The sequence below is a fragment of the Pseudobutyrivibrio xylanivorans DSM 14809 genome (assembly GCF_900141825.1).
GTDB lineage: Bacteria > Bacillota > Clostridia > Lachnospirales > Lachnospiraceae > Pseudobutyrivibrio > Pseudobutyrivibrio xylanivorans.
The window spans coordinates 16,317-41,431 of record NZ_FQYQ01000022.1; the positions used below are offsets into that span (position 1 = coordinate 16,317).

Here is a 25,115-nt window from a genome sequence, read left to right on the forward strand (position 1 = left end):
CTTAATTGTTTATTATTTTTTCATATATTTTTTCACAAGCGTGCCCTTTTTCTGTATACACAGTTTTAATACGCTTTTTGTACTCTGCACCTGGATAGCACCAGTGCCTAATATATTTGCATATTTGATGAACCAAGTCTTCTTCATTTTTCACAACTGGTCCAAATCCATTTTCTTCATAATCAAAATACCCCTTTTTATAAGTATGACTATTAAAGAAATCCTCCGCATCATACTGATAATAAATTGTACTTTTGCCCAAATATGCAAATTCAAATTGTAAACTACTATAATCTGAAATAAGTAACCTGGCTTTACTCAATACATTCTTATAGGAATAATCCTTTGAAAGAAGTATTACATCTGTATCCTTTACTATATCTTTCATATATTCTTCCATAAGTGGATGTGGTTTAAACGCAAGCTTACATCTATGTCGTTTACAATATTTTCTTAATTTTTCATTTTGAAAAATACTTCTTAAGCGCAAGTAATATTCGCTAGTTGTGATATCACAGGAGGGCATCCACTTCATTTCGTTTTTTGTAGCGTCCCATTCCTGATGCATCAAATTCATTCGCCAGGTCGGGGCAAACACAATCCATCTAGAATATTTATTTTTCAAAGTATCCATAACTGGTAATCCCGTTAACCATACCTTGCTTTCATCATAATAATATGGATACTCCAGTATTGAATTATATTCATCTAAGGTGCTGGTGATAAAACCCGTAAACTTCGTGTGAAATCTATTAAGAGTTTTGCTCATATCATCCTTGATAACACCATGCTGTAAAAAAACAATTTTTGCCTGATGATATAAGTCTCGATAAAATTCTGCATCTTCCCAAAAAGGATTTTCAACGAAACCATTGCATTGTGAAGAAATTATATAATCAGCTAACAAAACCAATAATAAATGTTCATCGCTATACAAAGGCACAGTTTTACCTATTTTTTCTAGTCTTGCATAATCTTCACAAGAGTCGTTAATAACAAAATATGAATCAATATTTTGCTTTGACTGAATATACCTAAAGAAAACCTCTCCATTGTCATCAGCTCTATTAGGTCTATCCATCACTACCCAAATAGGTTTATTTTTCTCTTTTAATCGTTGGAAATATTGCTTACGAAGTTTTATAGCCTTTATGCTAGCTTCTGTCTTCAAAGCAGCTAACTCAGCTTGAAATTCTTCTTCTCTTGCCTCAATCTTATTCTCATCAGCTTTTTCAACGAATATTGATTTGCTGTCAGTACGAAACAAATAGTCACCTCTATGGCAATATTGCGTCTTGAAAGCATCGTTTATTGGGGCAAATCTATAGAAATTAATTCTATTAATGCTACAAACAGTCCCATTAACACAATTATAAAAATCGATTTTTACTGGTTCTTCCTTTAATTGAATGGTTACTTTAAAAACGTCCCTTTTTTCAACAATACTTTCCCCTACAACCTGATCCATTTGGCAATCCGTAAATTCACATTTCTGCTCGATGTTGTTTGCCATAACCATGAATTTATAGGAGTCATAGCGAGGCAGCATAGAAATACTACCTTCTATTTCTATTTCCGTGTTTTTAACTTCAATAAAGTGAATATACACTGGTAAATAGCTTATGTTAGCAACATTGAGATCATTAACAGAAATAACAACATCATTATCCCTGGCTGTTAATTTATAATCCATGTGATGCTTAAGTCTCAAATAATAAATAATTTTTGGCATCTCTGCCATGCCAATACTATTTATTATTTGGCTATCTTCGTATTGTGATATTAGCTCGTGAACTTGTTCATCGGATATTTCAAAACGTTCATGTTTATTTACAATTTCAATTAAATTTTCCATAACAACTTCTATAATCTAGATGCCAATACATTCTTATTTTTGTTGAAAACATAGGTCCCAAAGGAATATGAGCCTACCGCCCAAATAATCAATTTTAACCATGCTGTATAGAACGATGGCACTCCATACACCATACAATTTCTTGCCAGATATAAAGACAAGAAAACAGGATTATACGTAAGAATAAACTGCACATTTTCAGGGAAATGCTCAAGTGGTATGAACATAGCTGAAACAAATGGAAGCATAGACATCGCTAAGGAATATAAATAATCAATATCAGCAAATTTTACATATAACACTGCTAGTACCTTTCCAATTCCAATTATCACCATAAATGTGAGAAGAAGAACTGGGAAAATAATTAAACATCTAATTGTTAATCGAATTTTGTAGTAATAGAACAGCGGCATAAGTGCGATTGAAGCATAAAGTAAATCTTTAAACGCAGAGAAGACTTTCTGATATATAAATAATTCGAGTCTCCATTTTGTTCTGATAATCAATTTTTTATTTTCCACCAACGAACGCATAGCACCTACAGTTGCAGTTCTATAAAACCCAACCATATTAACACCAGTGAATATAAAAATAGGATAATTCTCTATATCATGGGTAATAATATTGCAATAGTAATTAGACATTAAAAGCATATAGAGTAAGGGACTTAATATATTCCATAAAAATCCTAAATTTGTTTCACTGACACGTTTCTTATGTTCTTTAAAACTTATTTGACTTATAACAAAGTAATAATCACTAATTCTACTAATCATAATTCACACTCTATAGTTTCATAACTATGTCATTCTCTTTAATTCTAAAAACCAATATACCAACCGCTAAGGACACAACTGCCCAAATAACCATTCTTAATAATTCATCCACATTATATGTTCCATTTAAAATCGCATCTCTTGCAATATTTGGATATATGTAAAGCGGATTATACTTTGTATATACCTGGATATGTTCTGGATAACGTTCAATAGGTATTAATACAGCAATCATATGTACTAAAATAATAGATAAATTTTTCCATAAAAATTTTATATCCCTATTAAAGACATATATGGTGGCAAAAATGTATGAAATTCCAGTAGTAAACATTAACTCAAACAGAATATCTACAAAGAAAATCAAGATTGTCCATGTGATTTTAATTCTAAAAAAAAGGATGACTACAAAAATAGTGACGCATGAGAAAAGCAAATTTACAAATGCAGTATATACCCTGGATAATACAAATATTTCGCTTGGTAGCTTTGATTTCTGAAAGAGATTTCTATTATCTACAAACGCCGTCATAGAAGTGGTTGTAGATGTAATGAACATAGTCCAAAGCGTGAAGCCAATAATATAATAAGCTGGATAAGAACTAATATTAAAAGTAAAACCACTAAAAACCAAGGTCATTACGCACATGTATAGAAATGGTTGAAGAACACTCCAAAACACGCCCAACATACTTCTAGAATATTTTCTTTTAATTTCTCTTACAGTAAGCTCACGAATTACAAAAATATATTGCTTTAAACCATATTCCATACTAAGACACCTCGCTAACCTGTGCCACTTCGTTTGATGTAGTCTCGTTCATATGCTGATATGCCTTACAAACCACCTCTGGCTTTCCAACCATTCTAAGCTTACCCTTTTCAATCCAAACAACCTTAGAACAATTTTCTTTAATTGTTGGCATACTATGACTAACCATTAGAACTGTGCTACCACCATGAATCATTTCCTTAACTCGCTTTAAACTCTTCTTTCTGAAGAACTCGTCACCTACTGAAAGCACCTCATCAAGGATAAGGATTTCAGCAGCATCTCCGGCTGTAGCTATAGCAAATCCAAGGCGGCTAACCATACCACTTGAATAGTTTTTAACTTTTTCATCCATGAAATCTTCAAGCTCTGCAAACTTTACGATTTCATCGTAGTGCTCATCCAAGAATTTTCTTGAATATCCAATAATCGCACCATTTAAATAAACATTCTCTCGACCAGTAAGCTCCATATCAAAACCGGTGCCGAGTGTAAGAAGCTGAACCTTTTTACGATCAACCTTAACATCGCCTTCTGTAGGTCTAAGAACACCTGAAACAATCTTAAGAATTGTAGATTTACCAGACCCATTTGTTCCAATAATTCCTACTACCTCACCCTTATAGACATCAAAACTAACATCATCAAGAGCATTGAATTCTCTGTGAGAAATATTTCTTTTTAGCAACTGTATAAAGTATTCTTTTATTCCAGAAACATTCTGTGTAGCAACCCTAAATCTCATGGTTACATTCTGAACAGAAATAACTGTTTCATTGCCTTCTAAATCGTCAGCATCATCTGCATCTTCCAATTCACTCAAATCCTGAATATCAAAAGAATTAAAATACTTGTTGCGACGTGAAGCCTTATTATCTTCTCGAATCTGTCTATTTCTTCTTCTCTTCTTCGAATGCTTCACTACCACAGCAGCAATAATTCCCATGATAGCTAAAAAAATGCATACTGTACCTACTATCATTGGCACAATGCCAATTGTGGATTCAACAGTCTCTAAAAAATTTGTTTCTAATACCATTTCGTTTGAACTTTCACTTTCTTTTTGATCAACACTGTTTTGTGTTGAAACAACATCATTTACCGGTGAAACTCTGTTAGCTGCCGCTATGGCCTCAGTCTCCTCCAACTCAAGCTCTTCTGTCTCTTCTTCGGTCTCGCCGACTGTATCTTCCCCCTCAATAAATACATTTACACTTTTTAATTCATCAAGTGATTGTCTGTTAGTACCATCTGCATTACAGGTATAACCATCCACAACTGAAATATAGCTGTTTCCACCTGAAAGTGTTTCAAATGAAAGCATATATTTTCTTGTTGAAGATAATCCGCTTCCCTCTAACGTAATAATGCCATCTTCCTCAGATTCAGCACCCTTAATGTAGCTCATGCGGTTGTTATCATATTTAAGTTCAATATGATAATCCTGGTTTCTATCTGTAGTGCTGACATATACACCTATAAAGAATTTTGAATCCTCTTCCTCGGTGTACTCATCTGAGCCAAAATTTACCTCTCCACCAATAGCGTATACATTTATTGAGTTGATTACTAAGAAGCACATAAATATCAGCGTAGCTGCTAGTCTTCTAAATTTAAGTCTTGTCATTTCTCTCACGCTCTCTTATCCAACGCTTTCTTTTGCTATACTGCAAATAATATTTGTAATGTCTGTATGATCTTAAGTGCTGTCTTATATTGGATGGCTTCGAATAAAGCATAACTGAGCCTTCATACCATCCTGAAATATTGACAACATATCTTCGTCCAAAAATCATTTCTCTCAGCTCAAGATAAACTCTTCTATTAAAGTGATTATCTTTTAAATCCTGTTCTGTCAGCTTTGCTGCCAAAAATGCATCATCATAGTCGATTACATCATCTGAAAAATGCAGCTTTCCAAATACTTCTGCCTCCTCGTAGGATGGTGTCGACATAAACCTGAATAATGCGTTCTCGATTTTCTTCTGAGATACAGGATTATTGAACGATTTACATATTTCTTCAAAGCTACCTAATTTAGCAAATAACTCTGATTGGTAAGAACTAATAATGCTCTCCAATTGATTCAAATATTCAATTTGTTTTGTTGAGACATCCGATAAAACTGGAACTGTCTTATCAGACTCTCGCCTATATTTTAATGTCATGCCGTGTGGTGCAGAAAAAATGCACTCATACAAGCAATTATTAAAAAACACCTTATTTCTGAGTCCGGATCTTGGTCCAAACAAAAATGAATGATAATATTTTTCCTCGGCTTGCGCCGGTATTTCATACAAACCGTAGTAATAGCCTTCCACAGGTTCCTCTACGCCCAAGCATTTTCGGAACGTATTTAAGCTAAGTTGGATTGAACCAACCCAACCACTATCAACAATAGCTATTTTTTCTTTGTCTCCGAATCCACATTCTTTAAGATAATCCCGTGCAAATGTGAATTCTTTTTTAGAGTTATCAACCAGAGTATTTATAAACTCTGAATCCTCCTCTAAAAGGGTTCTTACTTCGGACAATCTATGTCTTGGTATTTGATCATCTTCTTTGATTTGAAGAAAATCAGCTATTTTTTCAACAAACTTTTTCCCCTGTTCTGGAGTAAGCCCAGAACGATTTAATACTTTGGTCGGAGTAACATCTACTCCCCCCAAAGTAATATATGCTAATGCCTGATTTAAATCTAAATGATAAAGCGGAATTCTAAGTGACAATCTTGAAACATACAGATACTTGCATTGAATATCCAGATTAAATTCTTTAACATATTTCTCCGCAACCAGGTAATCTAAATAAGCGTCTCTCGCCAAAAAGAATAAAGTCTTTATTCCCTGTTTCTTTGCCTCAGTCAGAACATGTAAAACAAAACTGTTCAGCACCGGAGCTAAAACATTATTTCCCGTTTGGGAAATAATATCTTTTTCATCTATTCTCTCTATATCCACAAACAAAAACTCCTCAAGCCTGCGAGCCATTCCTGATATTAAATGCGATTTTATCAGGAACCATCCATACAGCAATAGGCTTTATTACATAGCCAATTTCACGCCATGGATTCAATCCCATTTTCTTAAATCCATTCCATCTGATGGTGACCTCAGCCATCTGATCTGTTAATGTTCTTCGTTTATAACTATTTATAGTCTCTCTATAGTAAAGTAAATCTTCCTGAAGATTATAGCCTCTGATTCCATCAGCAGTAAGATTCATAAACAACTCGTAATCCTCTCCTCTGCGTGGTTTTTCTGGAGAACCATACGGATTATCCATACTTAAAATGCTCTTTCTGAACATGATTGTAGGATGAGCGTATGGCTGGAACCTAAGGAAGTCCTTTTCACCTGGTTTCTTAGGATACTTTCTAGCACCGTATACCCTGTCCTCATCATCGATAAGAAGCAAATTGCCGCCAACAAATCCGTAGTCAGGATGTTCCTCTAAGAATAAGAATTCCTTCTCAAGCCTTTCAGGAGTACTTATATCATCAGCATCCATTCTTGCCAGATATTTGCCCTGAGCCAATTCAACCATTTTGTTCAGGCCATATGCCAGTCCATGATGAATCTTCTCTCTGACATAAACTATTCTTGAATCTATCTTTCGATATTCATCAATGACCCTCTTAACATCTGTCGTGGAACCATCATCAAAAATGATGAGTTCAAAATCATCGAAAGACTGATTTAAGATTGACTCAATAGCTTTTCTCAAATATGTATTTTCGCAATTATAAACCGGAAACATTACACTTACTGCAGGCATCTTCGTAAACCTTTCTCATCACTTTTTCTGATTCTGATTTTTCAAAGGATGTAACAGATTTTCTGATATTCTCTCTGTTATATCTTTCATGCTCTAGCTTATAAGAATACATACGCTGGATTGCTCTCGCATAAGCATCTACAGTGTCTTCACTAACAAGGAGACCATTTGTCTTTTCCTTGATGTATTCCTTAGAGCCTCTGTTACTAGAAGCTACAACTGGAAGACCTGTAAACATTGCCTCAAGAGCTGCCATTCCAAGCCCCTCTCTTATAGAAGGGAAAACCATAATGTCAGCTGCTTTTAAAAACTTTCTTATGTCTACCTCGTAGCCATAGAATCTGACATTAGCGTCTAAACCGTATTTCTTGACATATTTCTTTAATGCACGTTCCTGATTTCCGCTACCAATAATTCCGTAGAGAATATTTAACTCCTCTGGATTATTATCTTTGAAGTAACGAATAGTCTCGATAATCTTTTTCTGATTCTTGTTCTTTCTTACTTCACCAACGCTGATTATGAAGAAATCTTCTTTTTTAATGCCAAGATTTTCGCGTTCCTTGATTTTTTCTTCTTCATCAGTAAGACAGTAATAATTTGAATCTACTCCCTCGCCAGGTATGCGATAAACAGTATCAGCACACATGGTCTTGGCAGCATTTTCATCTTCATGATTGATTGTTACGATTGCATCAGTATTTCTACTAAGTAAATACTCTGCCAAATAATAAATACTATTGCGGAATTTAGACCCTCCATTGTAGAAATGGAAGCCATGGGCAGTATAAATTACATACACGTCCTTCAGACCAATGCAGGCAAGTCTTGTAACCATGCCTCCTGTAGGCGTGTGACAATGAATAATATTTATATTTTCCGTTTTAATGAGCCTTCTCAAGGCTACTGTGGCTTTTAAATTAGCTAAAATATCTGCTATAGACTGAGTGATTGGAATGTCGTGATAAAGGACACCTAACTGCTTTAAAACATCTTCATCATCTTCATAAACGATGTTTTTAGAATTAGATGCGTAATGAACCTCGATATTCATCCCTTCCAACAGCTCAACGTTTTGTCGCTCAAATTTCGACAAAAAGCCATATACAGACGAAACGATTAATGCTTTCACAAATATTTCTCCCGTTATTCCTCGTCCAAAACTTCCTGTATTCTCTCTCTTGCGTTGTTAATATCTTCTTCGCTCGGATTCATAACATACGCCCTCTTGCCAAGAGAATACACACTTTGATGTGCCCCAGTTCCCCCAACACTTAACTTTTCAATATTCCATTCACCAGGATTAGATAATTGATATGCAACCAAATCAGCTATCTCTCCTGTTGATATATCTGTGGCAAATGTGCCATCACATTCTTTTAAGATTTCTCCGTAATTCTTCAAAACACTTTTTGAAGTCATTTTCTGGACAACAGACTGAATGACATTCATCTGGTTCTCGCCTCGAACGAGATCTCCTCTAGGGAATGAATAACGTTCTCTGGCAAATGCCAGCGCTTGCAATCCCATCATGTGATTCTCGCCTTTACTGAAATGTCCAATGTTCTCTACGTCGAATTCATAGTCTGACCAAACGGTGATTCCACCCATGGCGTTAATCAAACCTTCGAAACCACTGAAATTAACCTTGAAATAGTGATCTATATCTATACCGTATAGATTCTCCATAGTCTCTTCTGACACATCTATTCCGTAGATTCCAGTGTGTGTAAGCTTATCCATAGCCCCGCCAGCTATAGATAATGGAACGTAATAATCTCTTGGTGTAGAAACAAGCAAAATATGTTTTGTTTCTGGATTAACTGCAGCCAAAATGTTTACATCTGAGCGGCTAGGTACTGAGATATGTCCCCAAGTATCTTTTCCACTGATATAAACTACGAATGGCTCCTCTGGAGTAATAACAACTGGGTTCTCAATAACCTTTTCAATACTAATCTCCTCTAATAATCGAAGCTGAACTCCAAGTCCCTCATCAACATCATTTTCTTCGAGCATATTAATGTATGAAGTACTAAGAACCGCTCCGTCGCATTCCTCGTTTTTTAAACCTTCAATTAATTCTAACTGACTACTGTATGAGCTCAGATTAAATGTATAACTTTTTAATGCTTCAGACAGGTCGTCAGTGGTTATATCTTTTGCAAAACCAACGGTCTTGTTTTCCAAGCCTTTAATATCTTCTATCTTTGCATCTTCTAATACATATATTCCGTATGTGGTAATCTCTGTTGTCTGATTAGCTATGACTTTCAAAGCCCTCATGCTATGAACATACAGATATATTCCTTCTATAATCGCAGCGATTGACACCAAAATAAGAAATACACCTAACACTTTAAACAAACGCTTTTTGCGCGATAATAAAAAAATACCTGTGATTATAAGTATCACCAATAAAATAACTGGAAGTATAGTAATGCGTATCATCTATTGAACCTAAATTCTATTAAATTTCTCTAATGTTTTGGAATGATCTCCCCTTCAAGTGAATTGAAACGTCTAGTAGATTTGAAAGAATTTCTAACATTATTCCTAAACGTTAGGTATTTTAACATACTTCACAAATTTTTCATATATGAATTATTAACAATTTATTCATTGATTTGGGGCAAAAAAATAACACCCAGCAATGAACATTACTGGGTGCCCGTGATTTTAATGTCTTTTAAAGAGCAATAGCAGTCTCAAGAGCGAGCTTCATCATCTCTGTGAATGACTTCTGGCGCTCTTCAGCTGGAATCTCCTCTGAAGTAACAAATGAATCAGAAATTGTGAGCATACATGTAGCATTCTTACCAAGCATATTTGCATTATTAAAGAGGGCAAAGCTCTCCATCTCAACGCAATCGCAACCGCAACGCTCCTTAACAGCCTTCCAGCCGCCCATCTCAGGTGCTGTATAGAACTGATCAGAAGAATGAACCTTAGCAAGCTTAGCATCGATACCAAGCTCCTTAGCCTTTGCGATAGCAATATCATTAATCTTCTTGCTTGGGTAAAGTGTCTTCTCCTCTACTCCATTTGTAAACTTAGCAAATGTACTCTCAGAAAAAGCGCTCTCAGAAATAACTACATCAAGAACATTAAGCTTGTCTGTGTAGCTACCTGCAGAACCAATTCTGATAATATTATCTACATCATAGAACTGGAAAAGTTCATAAGAATAGATGCCGATTGAAGGCATTCCCATTCCGCTGGCCATAACAGAAACAGGAACCCCCTTGTACTTACCTGTAAAACCAAGGCAGTTGCGAACTGTGTTCACACACTTAACATCCTCTAAGAAGTTATCTGCTACGAACTTAGCACGAAGTGGATCACCTGGCATTAGAACTGTTTTTGCAAAATCCCCTTTTTGCGCTTCATTATGTGGTGTTGCCATATACACGACCTCCTTATAAATTATTAATTAAAACTTTCTTTAATTTCAAAGCTAGATTTTCATTCTAGCTTATTTTTACAGTGTTTTCAACGCAATTGCCCATTTACAGACTATTTGTAATTGTAGAAATAGTGTGCATTTATAGTCACACCCTCTGTTCTGTCTAAGAAGCCCTCTTTGCCCTCAGCTACCTGTCGGTCATGAAGATTCTGAGCATAGCTGGTTGTAAAGAAAAACAGTGCATCTGTATTTGTATTACCTGAAATTGCCTGAGATGCCGCATATTGACATCCGCTATTTGGACCGTTAGCCAGTATCATAGCTACACGTCCGGAAGTAACCGGTGCAAACTGGCCCGGCGAATATATTACTCCAGCAATGGTATTTGGAAATTTCGGGCTTGCCACTCGGTTCATTACAACTGAACCAACTGCCAGTCGTCCGGCCTCTCCCTGATTATCAGCCTCCGCCTGAATAAGCGCAGCCAGAAGAAGCGTTTCTTCATCATCTGTGCTATATCCACCTGAATATGAACCATGTTCGCCAGCCAGCTTCTGAGCCAATGCCAGCTGTGCATCTAGATACTGCTTTTGAATCTTTTTTTCGTATTCCTCAGCTTCCTTTTGTTGCCTTTCAAGCTCTTCAATGGCAGCCTGTGCATCTGCAATCTGTCCATTAGTAGTATTAAGAGCCGATGTAGTACTTCCAACCAATGAACCAAGCTGGCTTCTCTTAGATTGCAAATCACTCTGATACGCACTAAGCTGTTTATTCTTTTCTTCTACCTCAGCCTTTTTCTCTTCCAACGCAGACTGTGTAGCTTCAAATTTTTCTATTGCCTTCTGATTATAGGAAGTAATCTGCGCCATATATTCAATACGTTGCAGAAACTCCGCCATAGAACCACATTCCATATAGTTCACAAGGGTGTTGGTTGTTTTATTCTCGTACATATATTTTATACGAAGTTTCATGGCTTTTTTTTGAACATCCAATGATTTTTGAATTTTGTCTAATTCATCGTTCAATGTTTCCAAATCCGCCTCAACCAAAGCAATATTCTCTTCCGTCTCAGAAATCTCGCCTGTAACGGCAGAAATCTGATTGTTTAGATTTGATATCTGACCCGCAAGGCTATCCGCCTGGCCCTGAAGCTGGTTTTTAGAATCCTGAGCTTCCTGCTTCTTATTCTTTATGTCGTCAACCTTTTGGGTGGCATTTTTAGATTCTTCCTTTAGCCTGTCCACCTCAGACTGAGAGGCCTGAGCCGAACTGCCAAAGCAAAGGCATACCGCAACCACCAATGCCAAACCAGATATAAATCGCTTTCTAAAACATTCCCCCATATTGTCCTACCTGTTAGAACGGCTGATTGCCTCCACAGCAACTGCTCCGCCTCGAACAATTTGCACTTTTTTAAATCTCGATTTAAGTAGAGAAATCAGCTCATTATTTTTATTTTCTGTGAGAGTACATTCAAAAAGAACCATGTCCCCACCTATATCACATATCTTTACACTTCCACCTCTGTCAAAAACCTCGGCAATCTGAAACGCCTCAGTCTTTCCTGTAACATCAAGTCCTGAAACAGTAGCGTAAAGTATTTCCTTCATGTGAATTGGGATTGTGGTAAGATCAATAACCTTGATAACCTCCACCATCGCATTCAACTGCTTTTTAATCTGTTCAAAAGTCACATCATCAGCCTTTACAGAGATTGTCATTCTTGAAACATCTTCTCGCTCTGTTGTGCCAACTGTAAGAGTCTGCAGATTGTATGACTTAGCCGAAAATAATCCTGAAACCTTTGCAAGTACACCAACCTGATTTTCTACGTATAAAGCTATCCATCTGTTTTTCATCTTTTCCATGTCTTCTACCTCTGCAATGCTATTTAAGTATCATGTCGCTTAGTGGTGTACCACTTTTAACCATTGGAAGAACTAACTCGTCTGGTGAAACTATAAAATCGATAACTGTTGGACCTTCTTTATTGGCCTTGGCTTTCTTGAGAGCAGGTACTACATCTGCAGCATTAGTAACTCTAATGCCATGGCAATTATAGCCCTCAGCCCATTTCAGGAAATCCGGATAGTAGCTGCCATCTTCTGCCGCGAGATTGGTAATCTCATACCGCTTTCCGTAGAAAAGCTGCTGCATCTGGCGCACCATTCCAAGATTAGAATTATTAAATATACATATAACAACAGGAATTTTCTCAGTCATAGCAGTAGCCATTTCTTGCATGTTCATCTGGAAGCCACCATCTCCTGTAACTAAAACAACAGGCTTTTTAGGGTTACCCACAGCAGCACCTATAGCCGCTGGGAACCCGAATCCCATTGTACCCAAGCCTCCAGAAGTAATAAATTCCTGGTCTTTATTAACCTTTATAAACTGGCTGGCCCACATTTGATGCTGGCCAACATCTGTAACAATATTTGCATTTGGGAAGACCATATTGATGGCTTCGCAAATAGTCTGTGGACATACGCCCACCTTAGGAACAGGCATTGTAAGTGGATGCTCACTTTCCCATCTATTGATGATATCCATCCATTTTCCTGTGTCCATCTCCTCCGCATATTCAACCAATCGCTCCAATGCTATCTTGGCATCAGCAGTAACAGGAACATCTACCACAACGTTTCTGGAAATAGAAGCAGATGCAATATCCACATGAACAATCTGTGCCTTTGGTGCAAACTTTTCAAGGTCGCCTGTGATTCTGTCGTTAAAACGAGTACCTATTGAGAAAAGCACATCACACTCTGTGACAGCTTTATTAGCTGCATATCTACCGTGCATACCACAATTCCCAATGTAAAGCGGACAATTTTCTGGCATAACACCCTTGCCCATCACTGTAGTAGTAACAGGGACTTTCATCCTTGTGGCAAACTCCAGAAGTTCATCCTGAGCTCCTGAAATACGCACACCACCGCCTGCCATAATCAGCGGACGTTTCGCTGATTTCAAAAGCTTATATGCTTTCTTAAGCTGACCAATATGTACATTTTCATTTGGATGGTATCCTCTGATATCAACATGAGTAGGGTAATCAGGTGAACCTGCAGTAACCTGAATATCCTTTGGAATATCAATAAGAACTGGGCCTGGCTTTCCTGTGGAAGCAACCTGAAATCCCATCTTTATTAGACGTCCCATATCTTCACGTTCTCGCACTGTCACGCCAAACTTTGTGATAGAGCGAGTCATACCCACAATATCAACCTCTTGGAACGCATCATTTCCTATAAGATGAAGTGGCACCTGGCCTGTAAAAATCACCATAGGGATGCTGTCATAATAGGCATCAGCGATACCGGTGATAGTGTTTGTGGCACCTGGACCAGAAGTAACCAATACGACGGCAGTCTTGCCCGTAGCTCTTGCGTAGCCTTCGGCTTCGTGTACAAGAGCCTGCTCATGACGACCCAAAATAACCCTGATTCCTTCGGTCTTATATAGCTCGTCCACGATATCCGTAATCATACCTCCGGGGTAGGCAAAAATAGTGTCTACTCCCTCTTCCTTCAACGCCTTAACAAACAACTTTCTTCCTGTAATATTCAATGCCATTATTATGTCCTCACTGTAAGTGCTGGTTTGCGGTTGCTATTTTATGTATGTTCTGAAATAAAACTCTATATCATAATATGTCTGCTCTTCTGACTCTTCCGCGAGCTTCCACTCTGGCTTTTCTTCCAGATTAGGGAAGTAAGTATCCGCATCATATGAATAATCAACATATGTGACGAATGCACGATTGCAGTCATCAAGAAGCATTCTGTAAATACTCTCTCCGCCAATAACGTAAATGTCATCAGAATTGTATTTAGCTAATTCTTTATCAAGCTCTTCCTTTGAATGAACGATAACTGCGTCCTTCACCTGATAATTCTTGTCACGTGTAAGCACAATATTTACACGATTCTTAAGAGGCTTGCCATTTGGAAAGCTCTCCAATGTTTTTCTACCCATGACTACCACTTTTCCTGTAGTAGTGTCACGGAAAAATTTCATATCATCTGGGATGCTCACAAGAAGCTTATTATCCTTGCCGATTGCCCAGTTTCTATCTACTGCAACTATAAGATTCATATATTCTCCTTTTTAAACAGCAATTGGAATGTTCTTAATCTGCTCTCCGGCTTCATATCCTTCTACGATAAGATCGTCTGTAGTGAAGTCGTAGAAATTCTTTACCTCTGGGTTGAGGTAAACCTTTGGTGCTGGAAGCTCTGGGCGTTCAATGAGCTCCTTAATAATATCCACATGTCTGTCGTAGATGTGAGCATCTGCAATAACGTGGATAAGCTGACCTGGAATCATGTCATTAACCTGAGCAACCATCATAAGAAGAATTGCATACTGGCATACATTCCAGTTGTTCGCAGCAAGAATATCCTGTGAACGCTGATTTAAAACCATATTTAAAACAAGCTTATCTGAATTCTTGTCCTTAGTAACATTGTATGTAGCTGAATAGCAGCATGGATCAAGATGACCTGTAGCCAAATCATGGAACTGATAAAGATTTGTCATAATACGGCGTGAATAAGGTGTCTCCTTAAGCTGTTTTAGGACATAATCCATCTGATCAATCATTTCGCCTTTAAATTCGAACTTTTCTCCTACAACATAACCATATGCTGTACCTATAGAACCGTTTTCATCTGCCCATTCATCCCAAATGTGGCCCTTTAAATCCTTAATATTATTTGACTTGCGCTGGTAGATCCAAAGGATTTCATCCATTGCCGTTTTAAGCGCTGTCTTTCTAAGAGTAAGAGCTGGGAACTCCTCTCTTAAATCGTATTTATTAACTACACCAAACTGCTTGATAGTATAGGCCTTCTCACCTGTATCCTCCCAGATTGGTCGTACAATCTCATCCTTTGTATCAGTACCATTTTCCAAGATATCACGGCACATAGCCTTAAAAATCACATCAGCTTTGCTCATTAATTCTCTCCTTTAACTATAGTTATCCTAGTCTAATTACACTAATAAAAGTGTATCACAACGTTTTATGTTTTGATAGAGATTATTACAGGATTTTTCCGTCAAAATACCACATGCAGTAATGATTTTTCCTTGAAAATGCGCATCTGTTGCGTTACTATAAATTATAGTTGTGTTGGGTCTTCCTCGGGAAAATCTAAGGCCTGACAAATAGGAGAAGAAATGAGTCAACAGAAGGTAGATCAGAAGAAATTAGATAAGAAAAATCGTAGATCAACACTTAGAAAGAAAAAAATCGAAGAAGTATTAAGCCTCGCATTAGTTTCTGTTATTGCTATCGCAATTGTTGCTTGGGTTGGTTACTCAATATATTCAAAGGTTCAGACAGCTGCAGCTGAGAATGCTACATATGAATATTATGATATTGACACTGCAGCTATTCAGGACTATCTTTCAACATTAAACTAATTTCATAGTATCTAATATGATTTTTGCAACTGTTTGCCTATCGCGGACAGTTGTTTATTTTTGTCTTAAAATTCACAGTTAAATCACGTTTTCTTCACACTTTAGTTATTCCTGGTGTTATAATGGCTATAGATAAAGCAAAGAAAATGTTTTATATATAACTTTTGCAAGGAGGTATCTGTGATGTTTGATTTTGGTATATTTCAGGACCTTAAGGCCGAAGGAATTAGTAAAGATTTAATTGAGAGCATAAGCGAACGTATCCAGCAGAAAGAAGAAAGGATGTACGAGCAGTCTGCTTCATGGGGAATTTTCATGACCCCTAATACATTCAATAGATAATATAACCGAATAATGAATTAAGCGGATACCGTATGGTACCCGCTTTTTTGATGCTTATTTTTCTGAAAGTAAAAGTGCTAATATATGAGCCATTTGTGGAAATTCTCCAGATTGAATCAATTCATCAATTTCCTGTCTGGTGTACAGATGCACATTTAGAAATTCCGTATCATCAAGATTCTGCCCTGCAACCTTGTGGCAGTTCTTTGCCACGTAAATATTCGCGTAATTATCTGCCATTGTAGCATTAGATGGCAGTCTAAAGATATATTTCCAGTCATCCGACTCATAGCCAGTCTCTTCAAGAAGCTCTCTTTTGGCCGCATCCAAAGCTGCCTCCACCTGTGCAGTATCATTGCAGCTTCCGTATTCCTTACCATCAAGTCTCTCAAGACCACCTGCACAAAATTCAACTGTCACCTTATTAATACCATGACGGAACTGCTTTACACAGATATATTTGCCATTCTCATCTGTCGCAACAATAACAACATAATCTCTTCTGCTGTAATTGTAAAAAGGCTCGAAGATCGTACCATCTGGAAGCTTGTATGCACATTTTCTAAAATCAATGTACTCATCTTCCACTATGTGCTCGCAGGATGTTAACTCCCACTCTAAATCCTTATCTGATTGCATTTTGTCCTCCTCCTGTCGTTGAGTATATTATTATGTAGTTTGAGTAGGATGTAAAGATGATTTATCAAGCAATCGGATTAAGCAACATATTCGTAGTATTCATCTTCTGTAGCAAAAAGCTCATACACTCCATCAACTAATCCCATATAACCTTCTGAAACAACATATCCTTTCATAAAAACACCTCCGTAGGTTCCTTGCATCAACTGTAACTGTGTACATGGTAACCCAAGTTAGTGTCCATAAATATACCCATGTTTTTGATTGAAAGGATGATTAAAGTTCTTCTTTAGCTTCTTCTTTAGCTTCCTGTGATTCCTGTGATTCCTCTTTGACACGCTCTACCATGGCATCGATATCAGCATCAATTCTAGCCAAGAGCTTTTCCCATTCTTCATCGGTCATATTTCGCCAATCTACCTCCTTATAGTTGGAATCCTTTTTCATGTACGCTTCGATAAGCTTTTTTAGCGCATCTTGTGTATCTATAGCATTTTCATTCTCTTCAGATTCTTCTATTGTAGGAGTTTCACTAACTTTTTCTGTTATACTTACATTAAACATATTTGTGGTCATACCCATAAGAGTTTCCATCAACTTATTGATGTGCGGCATGAAGTTTTCTAGCGAAAGATTTCCCAATCCTGCCATTTCATACTTGCCCATTTCACTTGAGAAGGTAGCAAGATAATCCATGCGCTCAAAGATATCATTTACCTCAAAGTTACTCACAAACTTCATTGTCTCGTCGGCAAGATTCTCAGTTTCGCGAATATAGGAGCATAGCGCAGCAAACTCTGTAAAGTCTGCATCAGTAGGGGCAACATTATAAGGATCTATTTCTTTTTCAAACTGTTTTCCATCCTTATCAGTACCAATGGCTGTGTACTTTCTATCATCGCCATTAACATCTATTCTGATTTCAAACTGTTGCATTACACCTTGATAAGAAAATGCTGTAATGCCATTTGCGCCTGTAGTTGTGCGTAACTCACTGTTCATTACAGTCGCTGATACAATTCGTGTATAGCTATTGCCTTTATTCTTACTATCCTCTGTAAGCTCAGTAGTATTCAGTTGTTCATCTGATGATGCTTTCATAGCTTTTTCAAAATCAGCATCTTTGTTATTTACAAAATTTGAAAAATAAAGATAGCTACTTGAAAAAGTACCCTGCATAAGATAATTGTTTTCAGCTAAATAATCTGCCATAAAACTCCTTTCTGCAGCTCATCTGTCAGTCAAAGCTGCTCCGCTCTCCAGAAAGGTCCGAGCGGTAATAATTTATCTAAAAAAGCACTTATCTCAACTTCATTCCGTTGAAATAAGTGCTTCCTTAGCTTTATTATTCATTATTTAGTTCAACATAATCCCATTAGCATTATAGGTTCCTGATTTCATAGCCAACGCCTTATTTATAATGGTATCAATTGAGCTTGCACTGCTCATGATTGATTTATAATATGCAGATGCAGTATTAAATATACTCTTTATATCATCTACTTTTGCTGCTTTAAGTTTATCCTGATCTACAGAAAGCTTTCCATCAGCTGATAATGTAATACCGATTTTATTTAATGCATCTGCCTTTTCTTTGTATGCTTCAACAAATTCTGTTGAAAAACTATTCTTTAATGAGCCACCACAATTATCTAGCTCTGAAATAGTACTATTGTATGCTGTCACGTAATTGTTGATATTTTTAATAAGCGCGCTATTGTCATATTCTTTTCCAGTTTCTGCTTTATACAGATCCTCTTTTCCTAGACTAGCCAATGCATCTTCCAGATTATTAGCGGCAGTTTCAACTTTCTTATATTTATCATTACCTTTTGTGGTACCAAATCCAAAGGACTCCATTTTTCGTTGATATTCCAATTCATTCTTTTCAAGCAACTGGTTAATCAGCGGATTTCCTTTTTTATTTTTATTTAACATTAATAATAGACCTTGGCTAGACTGATAATATTCAAAAGAATTGTTAATTGAACTCATCGTAACCTCCTTTATATACCAACAAATCAAAATGCGCCTATCTCAACTTCATTCCGTTGAAATAAGCGCATCCTTAGCCTTATAAAAATTCTTACACTTAGATATCGAGATTATTTGATTAATAATTAATGGATATAATTAACAAATATGAGGTGCAACTTTTGGATATTTAAACTTACGAAAAGAATTAATATCTCGCTATTTCTTTTTAGCATTCTTTCGATTTTTTACGGCTGCTTGATAATTCCTAGATTTAAGCATAATGCTTTTCAATTAAGGATTATTTATCAATTGAATTTGATAATAATGATTCTAATAACTCAACATATTCTTTAAATTGTGCTCTTCCAAATTCAGTGATTGTATAAGTGGTTAGAGGTTTGTTGTTTACAAACGCTTTTTCAATTGTTAAATACTGCAATTCGCTTAACTTATTAAGCTGTATACCTAAATTACCGTCTGTTGCAGAGGTTATTTCTTTCAATTCCTTGAAACTTTTTGTACCAGTCAGCAGAGCAGATAATACAGCTAACCTAAGCTTCGTTTGAAAGGCTTCTGGTATTGTATTTATTTCCATGATTCCCTGCTCCTATCTTAAAAAACAACCCCAATGCAACCATTCCAAAAATCATTACAATTCTGATACTAAAGCTACTAATTGAAATCAACGTACCAGCACCACCTATTGTTCCAAATGGCATCTGTTTCATGCTTAAAAACAGAACAAAGTATACAAAACTATAAAGAGCTGTAATGATTGAGATGATTCTCCTTTGAGTAAGAATTCCAGTCATGAAAAAAGCAAATATTACTGGCAATATCTCTATCAACTCTCTACATTTCCATAGAGTATTTATCATTTCATTATTTCCATTAGGCATTAAATGCATGTATAGGAATACAAAAAGATAAGATCCTACTAATACGATTCCCCATATTTTTAACATACCATTGCTAATGTCATTGTTCATGGCTTTTAGTTTTCGTGAAAATACGAAGAATAACAAAACATAACCCAGAATTTTAATCCAATAGTAACTGAATCCGAATACTTGGACAAGTGGAAAATCATATCCTGATGTATTTCTAAAGTAATACATCAATTGTTCAACAATGGCCGCAATCCCATTAATTACACCTATCCAAATAAAAAATGCTGCGATTTTAGAAAAATCTTGTTGTGTACGTTCAATTACAGTTTTGATTAACGAAATGTCGTCTAATGCAAGTGCTACATTCTTATCCATGATTACCCTCCAAATTTACACTTTATATTATAGAGTACTCTATGAACTGATGTTACATCACCGTCAAATCATTTTCAAGTGAATTTTGAAAAATCAAAAAATTACTGTCCACTTTTTCCACTTTAAATCGTATTATAAGTAGAAGGCCTTCTAAAATAAGAAAAAGGGAGCAATATCACATGGATGAAAAAGAAGTAAGGCGAATTGTGGAGACTTATTCAGATATGATTCTTCGAATCAGCTACAACTATTTGCAGCATACCTTTGATTCTATGGCACAGGAAATAATTGAAGCAAAGTAAATATTCATTAGTGCTGGCATCCTTAATGGGTGCCTTTTTTATGTTCAATATGCTAACTTGTTTTCATAATATAAGAATGATAACATCGAAATATAATTAAAATTTGAGGGGAATTACTGTATGAAAAAATTCAAAACTTTAGTTCTATTTGCTACGTTAGGTATTTGCTTAGCAGCCTGTGGAAAAAACACCAATGACGATTTGTTAAGCTACACTACAAGCGAGGCTGAAGGCTTCCAAACTTTGCAAATAGATGATAAAGTCTTTGTCCCGTTTACCTTAGTTACTCCAGCTGACTGTGGTAATCAGGTTGGAATTGCAGGTAATGATTCAAAGGATAAAATCTATGAATACAAGGATTTCAGTTCTAATGAATGGATAATCGAATACTATGAATCAGGTGAAATGGATGTACCAATGCTCTACCGAGAGCAAAATGTTGATGACATTCCAGATGGCATTTCTTCTGATTATGAATGGAACAATACTAGCAAAAACGAAAGTTGTACTTCTGAATATCCGATGTTGATAATGGTTAATGATGTGGTTTATAAAAACACAGGTTATATTTGCTCAGCTGTTAGCTGTGGCACTATGGATGGCACCATAGATAAAACTCTGGATTCCAAAGATACACCTACTGAAAATAACCAATCTAATTTTGGTACTGGCTATAATTATCAATATAGTACTGAAGGCCAAATAGTCGTTGATATTGATGGAGAGAAATATATTTTCAGAGATTCCAAATTAACAGATTCATCTATTCCTATAGAAGTAGCTAATTTTACTGCTACAATCAAAGAAGTTAGAAATGATGGACAGTTACTTGTAACCTTTGTAGATATGGATGATATGTTTGTATCTCTTGCAGATGGAGACTATATAGTTGATGGTTCAACATTAGAGACTGATTTTTCTGAAGGGGATTCGGTAAGGATTTGGTTTGATGGCAGTGTTGAAGAAGTCCTGCCTGCGATTCTTCCTAACGTTTATAAAATTGAATTAGATAATTAATTATGGTTACGATAACAGACGAGCCTCCTTTATGGAGGCTCATTCTTATTTGATTATAATTTTTTTTAAGTTTTGTAATATCCTTTGCTACTTTACGGCTATATAAGTGTAAGGCGCTTACAAATAAATCTAAAAGGGGGCATATATGAAAGACGAGGAAATAATTGAGCTGTATTTCAAACGAAATGAAAGAGCTATAGAAGAAACTGATTCTAAATATGGAAATTATTTGGAGTCAATTGCTGAAAATATTCTTAATGATGAATTAGATGCTGAGGAATGTTTAAATGATACTTATTTGAAGACTTGGGATAGAATCCCACCTACGCGACCAAAAGTCTTAAAAGCCTTTTTAGCAAAAATTACTAGAGAACTTGCTTTTGACAAATATAGAGCAATTCGAAGTAAAAAACGTGGAAATGGCACAATGCATGAAATACTGGATGAACTAGAGGAATGTATTCCTGCATCAAATGGTGTCGAACAGTCTATTTTAGGGAAAGAGCTTGAGAGCATAGTAGCAGATTTTGTTAGGGCGCTTCCAGAGAGGGAGGCATACATCTTTCTCAGCAGATACTTCTATGTAGAAGATATTACCGACATATCAAAGAAATACGGCATGTCAAAGAACAATGTTTCAGTAACACTTAGTAGGTTGAGAACAAAGCTGCAAACACGTTTGTTAAAGGAGGGCTATTTAGTATCATGAAAAAAGAAAACTTATTTTTAGCATTTAATGGTGTAGACGATGTTTTAATCACACAGTGTGCAAGATATCACGCCGACAATAAGGTCGTAAAATACAATAAACGATTTTCAATGGCTGCCTGTGTATGCTTAATTCTTTTGACGACAATTACATCAACAGCTGCTATTCATCACTTTTGGGGAAGAGGTTTGAGTAGTTATTTCAATGCTACTGATGAGGAACAACAATCGCTCACAGATCAGGGCCAGGCTATTATTTTTTCAGAAAGTGATGATTATTCAAAATATGCTATTACGGATAATGGAATTACTCTTACACCAGTAGCAATTGTGGCTGATGATAATAAGATTAATCTTGCAGTAAAATACTCAGGCATTGAGCTTAATAATGATGCAGAGCCTAATATAAACATTGATGAAGTATATATACAAGGCTATGAAGGTAATACCTTAGGCTATAGCATGGGAATCAAGGATGATGAATTGATGTTCATTATTGATGGAACAGATTCAATTGATTCCGGAATTACCTTAACTGGTAAAACTTTGCATTTAGAATTAAGTGACTTTTCGGTTGTGAATTTTGATTCATCTGAGAAAAGTTTAGGTGGTAAGTGGACATTTGATTTACCTATTCCTGAAGTAAGCAATGCTAAGGTCATTGATTTAAATCAATCACTTTCTGATTTTAATTGCGAGGCCGCATCAATTAAAATCAGTCCTATCTCTGCTGAGATAAGATATAACATATCTGAGGATGTTTTAGAAAGATGGCTCGACGAAAGAGAATCCCCAGTACCATATATTGCAAGTCTCACTCTTGATGATGGAAAGATTATTAATTGCGAAGATTTAGATAGCTTAAACAATATTGATGGATTAAATAATAATGCTATTTTCTCAGTGGAATTTAACAACATCATTGATCCCAATACAGTCAAATCAGTTGAAATAAGGGATATTAATGGAAATATGGCAACTTTGACACTGAAATAACACCTCTAATATCTATTCATTGTGCTTCCTGCAACAATCAGTTGTGGGAAGCATTTTTTATTTTATAAGGTTATATTTCTATAAAACATTCCGATATTAAGAATGAAGACTAGGCATATGGAGGTGCAAAAGAGTCTTCGCGTTTGGCCTTATAAACTCTTTATTTGTGGAAAGGAGTCCGCTATGAAGATTGAAAACAGCCATGTAAACATGGCATCTAGTCACAATTCTTATTCTTACACCCATATAGAAACAGCTACAATTGAACGACGAGCAAGTGTTGACTCGCTTGGTGCAATTATGCAGCTTTCTGAAGAAGGGGAAAAATCCTACAAAGAAGCAATTAAACAGTATGAAAAAGACGAGGAACAGGCTCGTAAGGATCAGCAACAGAAAAATATGCAAAACACCTTGAATATGATGGCTGAGCACGAAAAGCAAGTTCGAGAGGCTAATCAAGGCAGAAGTCAATGGGATTTTGAAGATTTAGAAATTAGCATTGTAAAGAAGATTCTTGCAGTACTAAATGGAGAAAAACTTGATACAAAGCTAAAAGAACAATTGAATAATTGGCAAAAGGGAGTACTTGGTGGATGTGATAATAATTCAAATGACGTTAGCTTCAGTGTAAATGGAATCAGTCAGAATACCTTAAATCTATCTTCGGCTGAGTCAGTTTCTAGGACTCAAGTTTGGCAGAAAATAACGGCTACAGAAGGAACCCATCTAGAATATGAAAATACAACCTTTGCAAGCCAAGGCACCGTTCAGACTGCCGATGGACGAAGTTTAAATTTTAATGTAGAGGTTCAGCTTGGACGCAGCCTATCTCAAAAAATCAATACTCTATCAGCTGAATCATACACAAGAATCCTTACAGACCCTTTGGTAATAAATATGGATTCTAATATCACATCAGTGTCAGATATGAAATTTAAATTCGATATTGATTCAGATGGTAAAGAGGATGAGATTTCTTTTGTTGGTAAAGGCAGTGGATTCTTGGCATTAGACAAAAATGAAGATGGCAAGATAAATGACGGTTCTGAACTTTTCGGAACAAAGTCTGGAGATGGCTTCAGTGATTTGGCGGAATATGATGAAGATCATAATGGATGGATAGATGAAAACGATTCTATCTTTTCAAAGCTAAAAGTATGGACCAAAGATGAAAATGGAAATGATAAACTTCTTAACCTAAAAGAAGCAGACGTAGGAGCTATATACCTTGGAAATGCAGACACCGAGTTTTCTTATAAAGATATAGCTGGTGAAACAAATGGAGTTTTGCGTAAAACGGGAATCTATCTGAAAGAAAGTTCGGGTGCTGCCAGCACTGTAGCTCATGTAGATTTGGCATTATAACATTAGAGCCTCCAATATTGGAGGCTCTACATAAATTCCAATGTCGAGCGCGAGACGGGAATAAGGAAGCATCACGCCCGGCTACGCCAGCCGTGATAGGTCGTCCCGTCTCGATGTGAAATACTCATTTAGTATAAAAAAATAGGACTACCCATAAATGATATGTACCCAGAATCCTGGACACATATTTATGAACTAGGCTGAACACATGGATGCTATCCTGTATTGTACAGGTGGCATCCATTTTGTTTTTGCCTGAATTCTTTTGTTATTGTAGTAATCTATATATTCTTCAACTGCCTTTGAGAATTCTTCAAAAGAAGAATAGTCTTTCTCATAACCATAGTACATTTCGTTCTTTAATCTTCCAAAGAATGTCTCCATTATACAGTTATCATAACAGTTACCTTTTCGAGACATAGATTGGATAATGCCATGCTCTTGTAAAGCAGTACGATAATAAGTATGTTGATACTGCCAGC

The 25,115-nt window shown here is 36.2% G+C and carries 27 protein-coding genes; 7 read left to right on the top strand and 20 right to left on the bottom strand.

The window, feature by feature from the left end:
- Position 1: 1 nt before the first annotated feature.
- From BUA88_RS12745 to thyA, 14 genes are all read right to left on the bottom strand, one after another.
- Positions 2-1,855: a CDP-glycerol glycerophosphotransferase family protein gene (locus tag BUA88_RS12745; protein WP_072918666.1), complete on the bottom strand. Its 1,854-nt coding sequence runs from the start codon at positions 1,853-1,855 to the stop codon at positions 2-4.
- Positions 1,856-1,863: 8 nt separating this feature from the next.
- Positions 1,864-2,631, bottom strand: coding sequence for an ABC transporter permease (locus BUA88_RS12750; protein WP_072918668.1), 768 nt, complete (start codon positions 2,629-2,631; stop codon positions 1,864-1,866).
- Between the two features lie 10 nt (positions 2,632-2,641).
- Complete coding sequence (locus BUA88_RS12755) at positions 2,642-3,403, bottom strand: ABC transporter permease (RefSeq protein ID WP_072918670.1); 762 nt, start codon at positions 3,401-3,403, stop codon at positions 2,642-2,644.
- A gap of 1 nt (position 3,404) precedes the next feature.
- Positions 3,405-5,030 (bottom strand): ABC transporter ATP-binding protein, encoded by a 1,626-nt coding sequence (locus tag BUA88_RS16660; protein WP_330390301.1) that lies wholly within the window; start codon positions 5,028-5,030, stop codon positions 3,405-3,407.
- The gene (locus tag BUA88_RS12765) at positions 5,017-6,363 is read right to left on the bottom strand and encodes a hypothetical protein (protein ID WP_072918673.1); all 1,347 of its coding nucleotides are present in this window, start codon (positions 6,361-6,363) and stop codon (positions 5,017-5,019) included. The genes BUA88_RS16660 and BUA88_RS12765 overlap by 14 nt, the downstream gene beginning before the upstream one ends.
- Before the next feature lie 13 nt (positions 6,364-6,376).
- Positions 6,377-7,180 carry a glycosyltransferase gene (locus BUA88_RS12770; RefSeq protein ID WP_072918675.1) on the bottom strand — a complete coding sequence of 268 codons (804 nt, stop codon included), beginning with the start codon at positions 7,178-7,180 and terminating at the stop codon, positions 6,377-6,379.
- The gene (locus BUA88_RS12775) at positions 7,146-8,312 is read right to left on the bottom strand and encodes a glycosyltransferase (protein ID WP_072918677.1); all 1,167 of its coding nucleotides are present in this window, start codon (positions 8,310-8,312) and stop codon (positions 7,146-7,148) included. The genes BUA88_RS12770 and BUA88_RS12775 overlap by 35 nt, the downstream gene beginning before the upstream one ends.
- A gap of 14 nt (positions 8,313-8,326) precedes the next feature.
- Positions 8,327-9,457, bottom strand: coding sequence for an LCP family protein (locus tag BUA88_RS12780; protein ID WP_159430899.1), 1,131 nt, complete (start codon positions 9,455-9,457; stop codon positions 8,327-8,329).
- A 412-nt stretch (positions 9,458-9,869) separates the two neighbouring features.
- Complete coding sequence (gene deoD / locus BUA88_RS12785) at positions 9,870-10,586, bottom strand: purine-nucleoside phosphorylase (protein ID WP_072918681.1); 717 nt, start codon at positions 10,584-10,586, stop codon at positions 9,870-9,872.
- 110 nt (positions 10,587-10,696) lie between these two features.
- The gene (locus BUA88_RS12790; RefSeq protein ID WP_072918682.1) at positions 10,697-11,932 is read right to left on the bottom strand and encodes a cell wall hydrolase; all 1,236 of its coding nucleotides are present in this window, start codon (positions 11,930-11,932) and stop codon (positions 10,697-10,699) included.
- Positions 11,933-11,938: 6 nt separating this feature from the next.
- Entirely contained in the window at positions 11,939-12,448 is a 510-nt protein-coding gene (ilvN, locus tag BUA88_RS12795; RefSeq protein ID WP_072918710.1) for an acetolactate synthase small subunit, read from the bottom strand.
- Positions 12,449-12,476: 28 nt separating this feature from the next.
- Complete coding sequence (gene ilvB, locus BUA88_RS12800; protein WP_242939621.1) at positions 12,477-14,168, bottom strand: biosynthetic-type acetolactate synthase large subunit; 1,692 nt, start codon at positions 14,166-14,168, stop codon at positions 12,477-12,479.
- 36 nt (positions 14,169-14,204) lie between these two features.
- On the bottom strand, positions 14,205-14,690 hold the full coding sequence (locus BUA88_RS12805; protein WP_072918683.1) for a dihydrofolate reductase: 486 nt from the start codon (positions 14,688-14,690) through the stop codon (positions 14,205-14,207).
- Positions 14,691-14,702: 12 nt separating this feature from the next.
- The gene (thyA, locus tag BUA88_RS12810; protein WP_072918685.1) at positions 14,703-15,554 is read right to left on the bottom strand and encodes a thymidylate synthase; all 852 of its coding nucleotides are present in this window, start codon (positions 15,552-15,554) and stop codon (positions 14,703-14,705) included.
- A gap of 222 nt (positions 15,555-15,776) precedes the next feature.
- Between thyA and BUA88_RS12815 the strand changes: the two genes are divergently transcribed.
- Entirely contained in the window at positions 15,777-16,022 is a 246-nt protein-coding gene (locus tag BUA88_RS12815; RefSeq protein WP_072918686.1) for a hypothetical protein, read from the top strand.
- Between the two features lie 183 nt (positions 16,023-16,205).
- The gene (locus tag BUA88_RS16195) at positions 16,206-16,364 is read left to right on the top strand and encodes a hypothetical protein (protein WP_159430900.1); all 159 of its coding nucleotides are present in this window, start codon (positions 16,206-16,208) and stop codon (positions 16,362-16,364) included.
- A 54-nt stretch (positions 16,365-16,418) separates the two neighbouring features.
- Here the strand turns inward: BUA88_RS16195 and BUA88_RS12820 are convergent, their stop codons facing one another.
- The 5 genes from BUA88_RS12820 to BUA88_RS12840 form a co-directional block, all read right to left on the bottom strand.
- A complete protein-coding gene (locus BUA88_RS12820) occupies positions 16,419-17,003 on the bottom strand; it encodes an NUDIX hydrolase (protein WP_072918687.1) in 585 nt (194 codons plus the stop codon).
- 276 nt (positions 17,004-17,279) lie between these two features.
- Positions 17,280-18,215 (bottom strand): hypothetical protein, encoded by a 936-nt coding sequence (locus tag BUA88_RS12825; RefSeq protein WP_072918688.1) that lies wholly within the window; start codon positions 18,213-18,215, stop codon positions 17,280-17,282.
- 144 nt (positions 18,216-18,359) lie between these two features.
- Positions 18,360-18,998 (bottom strand): flagellar filament capping protein FliD, encoded by a 639-nt coding sequence (gene fliD, locus BUA88_RS12830; protein WP_072918690.1) that lies wholly within the window; start codon positions 18,996-18,998, stop codon positions 18,360-18,362.
- 280 nt (positions 18,999-19,278) lie between these two features.
- The gene (locus tag BUA88_RS12835) at positions 19,279-19,575 is read right to left on the bottom strand and encodes a transcriptional regulator (protein WP_072918692.1); all 297 of its coding nucleotides are present in this window, start codon (positions 19,573-19,575) and stop codon (positions 19,279-19,281) included.
- The gene (locus BUA88_RS12840) at positions 19,532-20,245 is read right to left on the bottom strand and encodes a hypothetical protein (RefSeq protein WP_072918695.1); all 714 of its coding nucleotides are present in this window, start codon (positions 20,243-20,245) and stop codon (positions 19,532-19,534) included. Before BUA88_RS12840 ends, BUA88_RS12835 begins: the two co-directional genes overlap by 44 nt.
- 179 nt (positions 20,246-20,424) lie before the next feature.
- Between BUA88_RS12840 and BUA88_RS16625 the strand changes: the two genes are divergently transcribed.
- The 5 genes from BUA88_RS16625 (at position 20,425) to BUA88_RS12860 (ending at position 24,633) form a co-directional block, all read left to right on the top strand.
- The gene (locus BUA88_RS16625) at positions 20,425-20,547 is read left to right on the top strand and encodes a hypothetical protein (RefSeq protein ID WP_278335529.1); all 123 of its coding nucleotides are present in this window, start codon (positions 20,425-20,427) and stop codon (positions 20,545-20,547) included.
- Between the two features lie 120 nt (positions 20,548-20,667).
- Entirely contained in the window at positions 20,668-21,564 is an 897-nt protein-coding gene (locus BUA88_RS12845; RefSeq protein WP_072918698.1) for a hypothetical protein, read from the top strand.
- A 145-nt stretch (positions 21,565-21,709) separates the two neighbouring features.
- On the top strand, positions 21,710-22,273 hold the full coding sequence (locus tag BUA88_RS12850) for an RNA polymerase sigma factor (protein ID WP_072918701.1): 564 nt from the start codon (positions 21,710-21,712) through the stop codon (positions 22,271-22,273).
- On the top strand, positions 22,270-23,268 hold the full coding sequence (locus BUA88_RS12855; protein WP_072918703.1) for a DUF4179 domain-containing protein: 999 nt from the start codon (positions 22,270-22,272) through the stop codon (positions 23,266-23,268). Before BUA88_RS12850 ends, BUA88_RS12855 begins: the two co-directional genes overlap by 4 nt.
- 183 nt (positions 23,269-23,451) lie before the next feature.
- Entirely contained in the window at positions 23,452-24,633 is a 1,182-nt protein-coding gene (locus BUA88_RS12860) for a hypothetical protein (RefSeq protein ID WP_072918705.1), read from the top strand.
- A gap of 195 nt (positions 24,634-24,828) precedes the next feature.
- Here the strand turns inward: BUA88_RS12860 and BUA88_RS12865 are convergent.
- Positions 24,829-25,115 (bottom strand): IS3 family transposase (locus tag BUA88_RS12865; RefSeq protein ID WP_143151393.1); only part of this gene is annotated, 287 nt, incomplete at its 5' end.